The 12,544-nt window shown below is 71.6% G+C and carries 13 protein-coding genes; all 13 read left to right on the top strand.

The genetic code is table 11. The features are described 5' to 3' along the window. Nucleotides 1-654: PEP-utilizing enzyme (locus ABT093_RS39600; RefSeq protein ID WP_350572355.1), on the top strand; the 654-nt coding region annotated here is incomplete at its 5' end. Next, nucleotides 651-1,310 carry an HAD family hydrolase gene (locus tag ABT093_RS39595; RefSeq protein WP_350572354.1) on the top strand — a complete coding sequence of 220 codons (660 nt, stop codon included), beginning with the start codon at nucleotides 651-653 and terminating at the stop codon, nucleotides 1,308-1,310. The genes ABT093_RS39600 and ABT093_RS39595, both read left to right, overlap by 4 nt. A gap of 149 nt (nucleotides 1,311-1,459) precedes the next feature. Beyond that, nucleotides 1,460-1,708, top strand: a complete 249-nt coding sequence (locus ABT093_RS39590; protein ID WP_350572353.1) for a hypothetical protein — start codon at nucleotides 1,460-1,462, stop codon at nucleotides 1,706-1,708. A 197-nt stretch (nucleotides 1,709-1,905) separates the two neighbouring features. Next, entirely contained in the window at nucleotides 1,906-2,394 is a 489-nt protein-coding gene (locus ABT093_RS39585; RefSeq protein ID WP_350572352.1) for a formylglycine-generating enzyme family protein, read from the top strand. Beyond that, on the top strand, nucleotides 2,391-3,494 hold the full coding sequence (locus tag ABT093_RS39580) for a glycosyltransferase family 4 protein (RefSeq protein ID WP_350572351.1): 1,104 nt from the start codon (nucleotides 2,391-2,393) through the stop codon (nucleotides 3,492-3,494). Before ABT093_RS39585 ends, ABT093_RS39580 begins: the two co-directional genes overlap by 4 nt. Then, on the top strand, nucleotides 3,491-4,294 hold the full coding sequence (locus ABT093_RS39575) for a reverse transcriptase domain-containing protein (RefSeq protein ID WP_350572350.1): 804 nt from the start codon (nucleotides 3,491-3,493) through the stop codon (nucleotides 4,292-4,294). The genes ABT093_RS39580 and ABT093_RS39575 overlap by 4 nt, the downstream gene beginning before the upstream one ends. 20 nt (nucleotides 4,295-4,314) lie before the next feature. Beyond that, nucleotides 4,315-5,694 (top strand): glycosyltransferase family 4 protein, encoded by a 1,380-nt coding sequence (locus ABT093_RS39570; RefSeq protein ID WP_350572349.1) that lies wholly within the window; start codon nucleotides 4,315-4,317, stop codon nucleotides 5,692-5,694. Continuing rightward, nucleotides 5,691-6,524, top strand: coding sequence for a 5'-3' exonuclease (locus tag ABT093_RS39565; protein ID WP_350572348.1), 834 nt, complete (start codon nucleotides 5,691-5,693; stop codon nucleotides 6,522-6,524). The genes ABT093_RS39570 and ABT093_RS39565 overlap by 4 nt, the downstream gene beginning before the upstream one ends. Nucleotides 6,525-6,928: 404 nt before the next feature. Beyond that, on the top strand, nucleotides 6,929-8,272 hold the full coding sequence (locus tag ABT093_RS39560) for an aminotransferase class I/II-fold pyridoxal phosphate-dependent enzyme (RefSeq protein WP_350572347.1): 1,344 nt from the start codon (nucleotides 6,929-6,931) through the stop codon (nucleotides 8,270-8,272). A gap of 209 nt (nucleotides 8,273-8,481) precedes the next feature. Continuing rightward, entirely contained in the window at nucleotides 8,482-10,422 is a 1,941-nt protein-coding gene (locus ABT093_RS39555; protein ID WP_350572346.1) for an ATP-binding cassette domain-containing protein, read from the top strand. Between the two features lie 202 nt (nucleotides 10,423-10,624). Further along, a complete protein-coding gene (locus ABT093_RS39550) occupies nucleotides 10,625-11,509 on the top strand; it encodes a phosphotransferase (protein ID WP_350572345.1) in 885 nt (294 codons plus the stop codon). Continuing rightward, a complete protein-coding gene (locus ABT093_RS39545) occupies nucleotides 11,506-11,979 on the top strand; it encodes an NUDIX domain-containing protein (RefSeq protein ID WP_350572344.1) in 474 nt (157 codons plus the stop codon). Before ABT093_RS39550 ends, ABT093_RS39545 begins: the two co-directional genes overlap by 4 nt. After that, a partial coding sequence (locus ABT093_RS39540) for an MFS transporter (protein WP_350572343.1) occupies nucleotides 11,976-12,544 on the top strand: 569 nt, incomplete at its 3' end. The genes ABT093_RS39545 and ABT093_RS39540, both read left to right, overlap by 4 nt.

Genomic DNA, 12,544 nt, shown 5'->3' with positions numbered 1-12,544 from the left:
GGCCCGGCGGCCCACCTTGGAGCCGCGACGCCGCCAGACGGTGCCGTTCTGATCTGCCGCGCCCTCGGACCCGAAGCCGCCGCAGCACTGCTCGGCGGGCCCGCCGCCGTGGTGTCGACCACCGGCGGCCCCCTGTCGCACACCGCGATCATCGCGCGTGAACTCGGCATCCCCTGCGTCACCAACGTGCGCGAGGCACTGGACGAGATCCCAGAGGGCATCGTCCTCGAGGTCGACGGATCCGCAGGCACCGTCCGCCCGGCCCCCGCCATCCCCGCCCCGCGGAAGGAGACCGGGCCGGTGTCGTACGACGACGCCGCCGTCGTGACCACCCTCATTCCCCCGATCCACGCCGCCGACGGGCGGAGGGCCACGCTCGTCCTTCACGACCCCCGCTCGGCCGACCTCGACGTACTGGTCCGCGCGGTCACCGCGGCCTCCGAGTCCACCGAACCCCTGGGGATCCTGCTCCCCGACGGCGTACCCCCCTCCCCCGTACTGGTGCCTCAGCACCCCGGCTTCGATTTCCGTTCCACGAACGGGCTGGCGGTGCTGTGGCCGAAGGGCGTCGGAGACATGCCCCGCCGCGTCGTCGCGCTCGACGCCGACAGTCACGTGATCTTCGAACGTCTCGTCGACAGGAGTGCCTCATGACCCACCCGTCCGCCGTCAGCCCGCAGTCCCCCGTCCCCGGAGGCCCGTACGCTGCCGTGATCTTCGACTTCGGCGGCGTGCTGACCACCCCGATGGACGACACGGCCCTCTGCTTCGCCCGCGAGATCGGGTTGCCGGACGACGCCTACCGTCATGCCGTCGCTGTCGACCCCACCGGCCGCCAGCTCTATGCGCAGCTCGAACGCGGCGACATCTCCCAAGAGGAGTGGAACACCGGAATCGCCTCCCTCCTCGGCATCGACGGCACCAACCTCATGGGCCGTGCCCTGGCGACCCTGCGCCCGGAGCAGGCTGTGGTCACCGCGGCCGCTCAGATCCGCGCCACGGGAGTCCGTACCGCGATCCTGTCCAACTCCATGGGAATGGCCCCGCACAACCCCTATGCACCCTGGGCTCTGGATGCCTCGCACGACGTCGTCGTTCTCTCCGAGCAGCACCGGATGCGGAAGCCGGATCCGGAGATCTACGAGCTGACCCTGGAGCTCCTCGGCCTTCCGGGATCGGCGTGCATCTTCGTCGACGACAACCCGGGCAACCTCGTGCCGGCCCAGAAGCTCGGCATCACCACCATCCACGCCACCGACCCGGACCGCACCGTCGCCCAGCTCCGCCGGCTCATCCCATACCACCAGTAGTGCACCGCCGAGCTGGCGACCGGGCGTGAGTGCCCTGGAGCTGCTGCACAAGGGACCGAACGCCGCTTCCATCCTCCGTGCCCTGCACGGACCGAGACGAAGGTCAGCGTCTGATGACAAGCCTGGACAATTTGATCTCGCGGCCGCGCGTGAGCGGCGAGCGAATCACCGACCTGTGCCAACAGCTCCAGGTGGTGGGGGAAGACCCGCAGCGCGAGGGCCTGCAGAGCACCCCGCAGCGGTTTGCCCGCTGGTGGACAGAGTTCCTCGACCATGATCTCGGAGGCACGGACACCGTCTTCGAGGAGGACCTGGCCGCCGGCACCGACCGCGTCGTCGCCGACGGGGGCACCCTGGGCATCCAGCTGCTCGCGGCGGCCGGGGCTGGGCAGCGGTGAGCGGGCGAGCGCCCGGACAGGGCCGTCTTTCGCTGAAGGCAAGCCCGCGTGTGCTGGTGAGCGGACCGGTTCTTCCTCCAGGGAACGTACCTGCTGCCCGGGACTCCTCCACGGTAGCGGCAGAAGTGGATCCGGTGGAGTGGATCCGCTTATCCGGCGGCCGAGTTCCGGCCGGGGAGTGGCACCCGGCCCAGGAGGTGGCCACCTTGTGGTGGGCGGCGACGCCCCTGGCGGTCACCGGGATCCCGGTCACCGGCCTGCCCCTGCCCCACGCCGCCCAGCTCGCGCATCGGCTCGGTGCCAGGGTCCCGACGTCCGCCGAATGGGAGTGGATGGCCGGCGGCGGAGTCCGCCGCTTCCCCTGGGGCGACCAGGTCCCCGACCACAGGCACGCCAACCTGCGCGGCCTCGGTCCCGGCCACCCCACACCGGTCCGGGCCCACGCGACCGGCCGGACCCCGGACGGTCTGTGGGACGTCGGCGGCAACGTCTGGGAGTGGACCACCGCCCCCTGGCGCCGCGACCGCGTCGCCCTGCTGCGGGGCGGCTCCTACCACTCTCTGGCTCAGTACGCCGAGTGCGCCCACGCCAACGACGTCCCGTCCGGCATCGCCTCGCCGGGCATCGGACTGCGGCCCGTCCGAGACACCGCCCCCACCCCGCCGACTAGGGGAGACACCCTGTGAACGTCGCCTTCGTCCTGCTCACCCACAACCCCGACGAGCCCGCCGGGATCGAGCGCAGCATCGCCGCCCTCGCCGCAGGCCTGCGCGAACTGGGCCACCGTGCCCTGATTATCGCCGCCGGACCGGCCACCGCCGCCGACGGCGAGGACCTGCTCCGCCTGACCAGCCTGACCCTGCCCCGCCCCGCGCTGGAGGAGCACCTCACCCACCTCCTGGCCGACCCCACTGCTGTGGAGGACGAGGTCCGCGGTCTCCTGGCCGGCCACGCGGTGAACCTGGTGTGCTGGGTGGACGCTGTCTGGGGACTGGGCTACCTCAGCCCGGCCCCGGCCGGAACGGCCACCGCTCTGATGGTGCACGTCCCGCGGACCGACGCCCCCCTCTACCGCAGCCTGGAGCACCGCCCGGACCGGGTCCTGACGGTCAGCGACTTCATGGTCGCGGAACTGGCCCGCGAGGGCGTGGACTCCAGCGACTGGGCGGTCGTTCCCAACGCCCTCATGCACACGCTCACCCCGCCGGCGCCGGACGAGCGGGAGGCGCTGCGCAAGCGCGGGCCCGTGCGGATCGTGGCCCGGGCCGAGCCGCACAAGGGCATCGCCGAGCTGCTGAAGGCATACCCGGCCGGGCTGGGCAGGCCGGTGCAGATCGTGCTGGCCGAGGCCGGGTTCGAGTACTGGCCGGGCATGCAGAACGACGTGGTCACCGAGTGCCGGGCCCTGGCCGCCGATCTGCCAGACGTGGAGATCCTCCCGGCCGTGCCCTGGCAGGAGATCCCGGGCTTCCTCGCGGGCGCGGCCGTCACGGTCGTCTCGTCGACCAGCCCGGAGACGTTCGGGAACGTCGCCGCGGAGGCCCTGTCGGTGGGGACACCGGTGGTCGGCTACGGGCTCGGGCACCTGCCGGCCCTCACCGGACCGGCAGGGCGGATGACCGCGCTGGAGAGCGGGCCCGGCGTCCTGTGGGAGGCGGCCACGGGCCTGCTCGACGACCCGGCGGCCTACCGCGCGGCCGCCGACCAGGGGCCGCGTCAGGTCGCCGCCCACACCCCGGCGGCCGTCGCCCAGGCGTTCCTGGACGCCATCGGCCCGGCCAGGTGACCGGGCGGAGGGCGGCGCACTCGCTGATGCGGCAGGCCGTCGGCGAGCGGGCGCTGAAGCTGGCCGCACGCCAGTGCATGGGGCGCACCGGCTCACCCGGCGCCGACGGCATGACCTGGCGGATGTTCCGCCAGGACATGCCAGCCCGGATCGAGGCGCTGTCCGCGGCGTTGTCCGACGGTTCGTGGCGGCCGGGGCCGCTGCGCATCGAGGAGTTCGACGCGTGGGGCAAGCGGCACACCGTCACCATCCCCACGGTCACCGACCGGATCGTTCACCGGGCGCTGCGCAACGCGATCGAGCCCGTCCTGGAGCGGGACGCCTACCCGCCCTGGATGTTCGGCTGGCACCGGCGGGCGGGCCGGCCCCTCGCGGTCGCGGCCGCCGCACGCCACCTGCAGGCGGGCCTGACCTGGGTCGCCGACATCGACGTCGCCGCCGCCAGCCACGGCGTCACCCTGGAAGAGGCGGTCACCTCTGCCGCCCGCTTCGTCCACGACGGCCATGTGCTCGCCCTCCTGCGCCGCATCCTGGCCGCGCTGCCCGACCCGCTCGCCCCGGGCAGCGGGCTGAGCCCGATGCTGACCAACCTCCGGATGACCCCCGTCGACCAGCAGCTGACCGGCTGGCCGGCCGTGCGGATGACGGACAACTACACCCTGTTCGCCGCCACCGAACCCGAGGCGGAAGCCGCCTACCGGCACCTGACCGACCTGCTCACCGCTCACGGGATGAAGCCGGCAGCGGCGAAGTCGAAGATCTGGCGGCCGAACCCGGAAGACCTCTACGCCGCCGGCTGACACCCAAGGAGGAGCTCTCGTTGTCCGCGACCAACGCGCTGCTGTACTGCGCCGTGAACGGCATCGCCAACAACACCAACGGCATCGGCCGCCAGACCAAGACCCTTCTGGCCACTCTCGCCCGCCACCACCACCGCCTGAGCGCGCACGCCGGCGCCTTCACCCCCTACCTCGCGGTCCCCGAACCGGGCCCGGCCACCTGGGGCTACAACGAGAGCGACCTCCGCTACGCCCGCCGCGTCGTCGAAGGGCTCGGCGGCCAGGTCCTCACCCTGCCCTACGACACCGGCCGCCCCTTCTGGCAGCCCGACACCTGGCGGCAGCTGTCCGGCGAAGCCGCCCGCGCCGCCGGCCATCTCGCGGACCGGCACGCCAAGGTGCTGGCCATCGGCGTCGACACCCCGTTCGCCGGACTCGTCCACCACGTCGGCGCCCACCCGGCCGTGGAGGTCCTGCTGGCGTTGTTCTCCACCGCCCGCATCACCGAACGCCCCCGCCCTGACCCCGGCCGCGTCACCTGGGAGGAAGAGGCGATTGCCGCCGCCAACCTCCACCCGCGTACCTGGGTCGCCGACATCGGCGACTTCCTCACCCGCCACCTGAAGGACCACTACAGCCTCAACCCGGCCAGCCTCCGGCCCTGGCCGTCCGGGCTCCCCCTCACCTCCGCCGACCTCACCCCACCGACCAGGACCGAAGCCGAGCGCATCGTGCGCGCCCTCGGCATCCCCGCAGGCCGCCCGGTCGTCGCCGCGGTCGGCCGCACCGACCACACCAAGGGCCTCGACCTCCTCATCGAAGCCCTCGCCCCGCTGCGCGACGACGTCCACCTGGCGATGGTCGCCGTCCCGACCGACGACGACCGCGCCGCCCTGCTGGACTCCTACCGCCACCGCAGCGCCGAACTCGGGCTCAGCGCCACCATCGTCGGACGCTACGACCGGGACATCCCCCGCGCCCTGGCCGCCTGGCCCGACACCTACGTCATGGCCGTCCCCAGCCGCGGCGAGACCCTGGCCAACATCGTCTTCGAGACAGCCCTGTGGGCCCAGCACTCCGGAGCCGTCGTCCTGGCCCCCGACATCGACGGCTTCCCCGAACAGATCACCGACGGCCACAACGGCCTGCTGTACGAGCCCGCCCCCGGCGCCCTGACCGCCGGCCTGCGCCGGGCGCTCACCCTGACCAGCGACGAACGCGCCCGGCTGCGTGCCAACGCCCACCGCAGCGTCATCGCCCGCCGCAACGCAGCCGAACACCTCGCGGCGCTGCTGGCCACGTTCTGGCAGCCCCACGCCAACGGCGTGACTAGACTCCTTGGTCATCCGGCAACGGATGCCCGTACGCCGCGGTCACAGGCAACCACCAGCACGCACCACCCCCTGGAGGCGACGCCATGACCGAGACCGCACCCCTGTTGCTCGTCGACGGCCACTACCTCCTGCACCGCGCCTGGTACGGGTTCGCCGCCCGCATCATGAGCCGCGACAAGACCATCGACCGCACTGGTGTCTTCGGCTTCGCCGCGCTCCTCCGCAAAGCCCAGGTCCAGCACGCCGACGGCTTCGAGATCTTCGTGGTCTTCGACTCCGAAGACGGCTCCCAGGTTCGCGCCGACCAGGACAGCGACTACAAGGCCCACCGGCCCGCCCCCGAACCGGGCCTGATCGAGTCCCTCGCCCTGATCAAGAACGCCCTCGACCACAGCGGGGTCCGGTGGATCGAACAAGACGGCTGCGAGGCGGACGACGTCATCGCCACCCTGGCCATCGCCGCCCGCACCGAAGGTCGCGCCGTCGACATCATGACCACCGACAAGGACTACATCCAGCTCCTGGCCGACGGGGGCGTGCGCCTGCTCAACACCGGTCTCGCCATGGAGCGCCGCTACACCACGGGCGACCACATCCTGCCCCGCTACGGCGTCCTCGCCGAGCAGTGGCCCGATTTCCGCGCTCTCATGGGCGACCCCGCCGACAACATCCCCGGCATCCGCGGCATCGGCGCCAAAACCGCCGCCCGGCTCCTGACCGGCGCACGCCGCCTCGAGAACGTTCCCGCCGACGAACTGCGCCCCACCTGGACCGAGCAGTGGCCGCAGGCCCTGCGCTGGCGCGAAATGATCAAGCTCGACACGAAGGCCGATATCCCCGACGACCTGCTCACTGCCGCGCCCACCGCGCCGCTGCCCAAGGCCGCGCACGTCCTGGAAGCGCTCGGCCTGTGGTGACGCCGGCCAAGACCGCGATATGGGACTTCGGGAACGCTCGGCCACCGCCGGTACAGAACGTGGGCCGAGTTTCTCCTGGAGGTCCTCGACCTCCAACAGCCCGGCCACCCCCGGGGTCTTCCCCGAGGCATTCGAGGCTCTCGCCACCGGCCGCCGCGGCTCGCCGGGCGGGCACCTACGACTTCTGGGTACGGCGCGACCGACACACCGACACACCCGACCTCGAAGCCGCCGCTCGTATCCTCCTGGCCTCCGAGCTCGTTCCGGACGGACGGCATCCAGCTCTGCACGAGGTCCCCACGTTGCAGCCACCCGCCCCGAAACGCTCTCTATCAGGTAACCTCACCGACGTCCGCACCGCGGAAGCCCGGCAGCGCCCCGGCCCATGGCGCACCGGAGCCACCGTGGACGACACCGCCCCCTCACCCGCGCAGGCCGACTGCCTCACCGCCTTCGCCGCCTTGCGCGATGGCGCGGATACGGACCCCGAGACGACGATCGAGCTCGGGGAGGGTTGCAACCGCTTCCCGCCCTCCCCGGACCTCGCCCGCTACCTCTCTGCGTTGCTGGACCGCTTCATCCGCGACGGGACCCTCTCCGCGTACTCAGGCCGCCACCCGGCCAGCACCCGCGGTGCGATGGCCGAACTTCTCGGCAGTCACCTGAACATGCACCTGGACGCCTCGGACATCTTCTTCACCCGAGGCGGCACCGAGGCCATCAGCCTGACCATCGCCCATCTCGCCGCCACCGGTCACGGCCTCGTCATGCCCCTGCCGAACTACTACGCCTTCGACCAGGCCGCCTTCCGCTGGGGAGCCCCCGTCACCGCCTACTACCGGCACGACGGCGCACTCCACCACACCGGGGCAGTCTCCACATCAGGCGCCTGCCTCGTCGAAGTCCTCCCCAACGGCGTCACCGGCGCCCGCCACGTCCCGCTGAAACAGGCCAGGCCGGACTTCACCCTCCTTGACGTCCCCTTCCAGGTCGGCACCGAAGGCCCACAGCCGGCCGCGATACTTCGTGACCGTGTCCAGGACCTCGACCTGGAGACCGCTGCCCTGATCCTCACCGCCTCGAAGGATCTCTCCCTGCCTGGCCTTCGCGCCGCCATAGTCGTCACAAGGAACAAGGCACTGCTGCGCCACCTGGGCAGCGACCGCTTCGAGCGGATGGCCATGACCGGCGACCCCATCGGCGAGATCGCCATGCTCTTCTACGTTTCCCTCCTCGCCGTCGCGGACGCCCCCAGTGAGCAGACCGGCAAGTTGGTCCAGATCGCCCAGGACTGCGCTTACCGCGCCAATCTCCCCGCACTTCCTGATGAGGAGACTTACCGCCGCGTCCGTGGCCACTTGACCAGCATGAGCGAACGTTTCCGCCGCAACGCTCTTACGCTCGCAGACCCCCGCTCGCCGCTCCGGCCCATCACCGGCCTGGAGCCCGCCACCGGCTACTCCACGTTCGCAGAACTCCGAGCGCCCCAAGAAGACTTCCTCGACTGGGTCGCCCGGTGTGGACGCTCTGGACTGCAGCTCAACCCAACTGTCGTCCACGGCGGCACATCCATGGCCTGGGAGGCGCTGTACCCCGGTGGGCAGCTCCTGCGAATCAACCTCTCGGAGGCCCCGGTTACCTTCGATCGCGGTCTGAGCCTTCTCCGTCGCTACGCCACCAATCAGTTCGAGCAGGAGTTGGAAGCGCGGGGCCAGGCCTCCCCCGAGCAGGTGGACGCAGACCGATGACGCGCGCCACTGCAGCGACGGACGTCGGCGATTCGGCCAACCTCCGCTTGGGGCAGTGCCGTTGCGGGAGCTGGGTCGGTGCAGTTTCCACGGTTCCTCGAACGCTCTATCCCGGGACTTCAGGACCGACCGAAAAACGTGTGTTCGATATCTCGGCTGTGTCGTTGAGCCTCGCGAACCAGCCGTGACGACCGACAGGGGGGATCGACTTGACCTCGGGCAGCACAGCCGCGCAGCCGAGCACGGACGAAGCGGAGGGGACTCCACCGGACAGCGGGGGCGCGGCGCAGGAGGAGGAGTTCCAGTACCGGGACGAGTCCCGGCTCCAGGCCGGCGCGCAGATGACGACGACCACGATGGCGCGGCGCCTGCCCGTGCTGGTGCGCCGGTCGCTGCGGATGGCCTGGCAGGTGGACCGGGTCGCGACGGCCGGGCTGCTCGCGTGCCAGCTCGGCACTGGCGTGCTGGCCGCGCTGGGCCTGTTCGCTGTCACCGGGACCCTCACCGCGCTGATCTCCTCCGGCGACATCACCGAGCGGCTGCGGGAGGCGGCTCCGCAGCTGGCCGTCATCGCGGCGGCCGCGGGGTTGCGGGCTCTGCTGGGGGTCACGGTGACCTGGCTGACCGGTCGGCTGCGGCCGGTGCTCGCCCGGGCCGCGGAAGTCAGCATGGTCGAGGCGGCTCTCGGCGCCGAGGCCGCGGCGAACAACAAGCCGGGGTACAACGACCAGTACGACATCGCCGACCGCGGCGCCCAGGTCACCCCCGACCTCGTGGAGGAAGCCCAGGACGTGCTGGCCGCCACGGCGACCCTCGCCGCCGGCGCCACGGTGCTCACCGTGATCCACCCGATTCTCCTGCCTCTGCTGCTCCTGGCGTGCCTGCCGCAGGCCGCCGCGTACGTGCGCGCGGCCCGAGTGGTGTACCTCGCGGGCCTGGAGACGTCGGGGCGCCGGCGGATGCTGCACAAGCTGCGCTGGCACATGTCCTACATGGAGTCCAGCGAGGAGATGCGGGCCTGCCTGGCCGGCCCGTTCCTCCTGGGCCGCTACCGGCGGCTGGCCGCCTCCGTCAACGTCTCGGAGCGCGAGGCCGCGAACACCGGGGCGTGGATGGGCCTGGCCGGGGCGGCGGCCGGCGGCGTCGCCTCGGCGGCGGTCTGGGCGACCCTGCTGTGGCTGCTGGTCTCCGGCCGGATGGACCTGGCGGCGGGTGGTGGCGCGGTCTTCGCCCTGCAGACGGCGACCGGTTCGGTGCGGGGCATCATCAACGGCGGGGCCCGGCTGGTGCGCACTGGCTGGTACGTGCAGGACTGGCAGAACTTCCTCGACAACGCGCACGGGCAGGCGATGGTGGCCTCGCGTGGCACCGAGGTGTTGTCGGCGCCGCCGGAGCGGTTCGAGGTCCGTGACGTCACCTACCGGTACGACGGTGCGGAGAAGGACAGCCTGGCCGGGGTGTCGCTGACGGTACGGCGCGGGGAGGTCGTGGCGCTGATCGGGGAGAACGGGTCGGGGAAGACGACGCTGTCCCGGCTGATCTGCGGCCTGCTGCTGCCGACCTCCGGGGAAGTGGCCTGGGACCACAAGACCACCGCGCGGCTGGAGCCGTGGGAGGCGTGGAGGCACGTAGCGGTGGCACCGCAGCGGTTCACCTACCTGCCCCTGACCCTCCGCGACAACGTCACCCTGGGACAGGGTGACACCAGTGACGCCGCGCTCATGGCGGCCTGCGAGGCGTCCGGAGCCGCGGACATGCTGCCCGCCCTCCGTTCCGGCCTCGACACCCTCCTGACCAGCGAATGGTTCGGTGGCCACCAGCTGTCCGGTGGGCAGTGGCAACGCGTCATCCTGACCAGGGCCTTTCACCGGAAGGCCAGCCTATTGGTGATGGATGAGCCCACAGCCGCCCTCGATGCCCGAGCCGAGCACCACGTGTTCACCGGCCTGCGAGACCTGGCCAAGGACCGGGCCATCTTGCTGATCACGCACCGCCTTGCCAACGTCGCCGTGGCCGACCGGATCGTCGTTCTCGATCAGGGCCGCCTGGTCCAGGAGGGAACGTACGCGCAGCTCACCCGCGAGCCCGGGCTCTTTCGGACCCTGTGGGAACTGGAGCAGCGCACCGGCGGTGCACCCGATCCCGCCTGAGACCCGCCGCAGTCCCGAGCCGACCCCGGCCGTCCGGCAACGGCCCAGGTCCGTAGCCCCCGGCCGGCCCGGCCGGTCCGCACTGCGAAGACCCCCTCGACCGACAATCCCCGGGAGGAACCGTGTTCCCCAACCGCACCGAATCTGATGGCGGTGTGCCCTGCCGCTTTGCCATCCCGCACCCGTGTGCGGGGTTTGCCGGATGAACCAGACGAAGCCGCTGCCCGCGGCCCTGCAGCGCTGGGCGGAACAGCAGATCGGCCCCGTCGTGTCCGTCCGCGACGCCTCGCATGACTGGGACCGATCCCGGGTGTGGGATCTGAAGGGCGAAAGCGGGGTGCACCACTACCTGAAGGTCTCGCCCTCGGTGAAGTTCTTCACCCGTGAGAGCCGGGCATACCGCCACGTCGTCCCCGCACTCGGACACACCCGTGCACCCCACCTCATCGACAGCCGCGCCCAGGACCTGGCCCTTCTGCTCTCCGCGGTCCCAGGCACTCCGGCAAAGCAGCTCGGCCTGGACGCCGCCGAGTGGAGGACCGTGCACCAGCAGGCCGGCGCGCTCTGCGCCCGCCTCCACGAGGCCGGACCGCTCAACCGCGGAGACCGGGTGGAGGCCGAAGCCTCCTTGAGCGCCGCCGCTGACGGAGCGGAGAAGTATCTGGCTCGTGCCGGGGACCGGCTCAACAAGGAAGAGCAGCACCTGATCCGGGACCACGCTGGGCGCCTTCGCCGCGTCGGCCCGGTGCCTGTCGGCTACGTGCACGGCGACAACCAGCCGAGGAACTGGCTGTGGTCCAAGCACGGGCTCGCCCTCATCGACTTCGAGCGCACCCGGCCGGCCGCCCGCGTCCAGGACTTCGTCATCCTCGCCACCACTCAATGGGTAGACCATCCGGACCGCGAGAAGGCGTTCCTCCTCTCCTACGGGCGGGAGCTGTCCGACGCCGAGCGGCACGCGCTGCGCTGCCTGACCGCGCTGGACGCGGTCAACTGCCTGGCCTGGGGCCCGGACAACGGCGACGCCGAGGTCACTGCCCGGGGACGGCGGACCCTGGACCGCCTCATGAGGGAGGCCCGGCCGTGAGCGCTGTACACCGGAGCATCGGGAACGTCATGGTCCTGCTCCAGCGACCCGCCGACGGCCGGATCCTGACCGTCCGGCACCAGGCGACGTCGTGGCACTCCCCCGGAATGCTCACGGTCGTCGGAGGACGCCTCGAAGACGGCGAGTTCCTCAACGAGGGAGCGGCACGCGAGCTCGCCGAGGAAGTCGGCATCCACATCACCCCGGACCGCCTGCGGTTCTGCCAACTGCTCCACTTCCACGCGGCGGACGGTGAGCGGGTGATCGGCGCCGCCTTCACGGTCCGGGAGTGGGAGGGCGTCCCGGACAACCGCGAGCCCGGCACGCACACCGAGCTGGTGTGGGTCGACCCAGCCGCACCGCCGCCCGACTGTCACCCCTTCACCCACACTGTCCTCACCCACTTCGCCACCGGCCAGCTCTACGCCAACGTGACCGCCCCGGAACTGCTGGGCGGTGAGGCCGGGTGACGACCTCCACCCAGACGGCCCAGGCCGCGAAGGTCACCTCCCCGGATCTGCGCCGCTTGGTCGCCAGCGAGTGCGCGAGCTTGTCCGGATCCGCAGTCAGCACCATCGCCCTCCCCACCCTGGCCGTGCTGGAACTCCACGCCTCCACCACCCAGATCGCCGCGCTCGCCTTCCTCGGCCAACTGCCGAACGCCGTCGTGGCACTCCCGGCCGGCGCGCTCTCGGACCGATACGCCAAGCGCCCCCAGATGATCGCCGCGGACCTCACCGCTGCCGCGGGCCTCGCGTCAATCCCGGCCGCAGCCTTCGCCGGGGTGCTCGGCATCGGCCAGCTGTACACAGTCGCCGTCGTCCTGGGCATCACCAAGATCGTGCATGATGCGGCCGCCATCAGCTACCTGCCCATGCTCGTTGAGCCTGACCAACTGCAGCACGCGAACTCGAGGCTCGGTGCGGCCTCGTCGGTGGCCGACAGCGCGGGCAGCAACGCGGGCGCCGCGCTGGTCGGCGCCATCGGCGCTGCCCGCTCGGTCCTCGCCGACGTCCTGTCCTACCTCGTTTCGGC

This window comes from Kitasatospora sp. NPDC002551 (assembly GCF_040296005.1).
Lineage (GTDB): Bacteria > Actinomycetota > Actinomycetes > Streptomycetales > Streptomycetaceae > Kitasatospora.
Note: the sequence above shows the minus strand (reverse complement) of the source record. Positions and strands in the feature narration are given on the sequence as shown.

What these genes read in the sequence shown, in the direction of transcription:
- ABT093_RS39565 (WP_350572348.1), top strand. Translation starts at nt 5,691, where the DNA reads ATGACCGAGACCGCACCCCTGTTGCTCGTCGACGGCCACTACCTCCTG.
- ABT093_RS39550 (WP_350572345.1), top strand. Translation starts at nt 10,625, where the DNA reads ATGAACCAGACGAAGCCGCTGCCCGCGGCCCTGCAGCGCTGGGCGGAA.
- ABT093_RS39595 (WP_350572354.1), top strand. Translation starts at nt 651, where the DNA reads ATGACCCACCCGTCCGCCGTCAGCCCGCAGTCCCCCGTCCCCGGAGGC.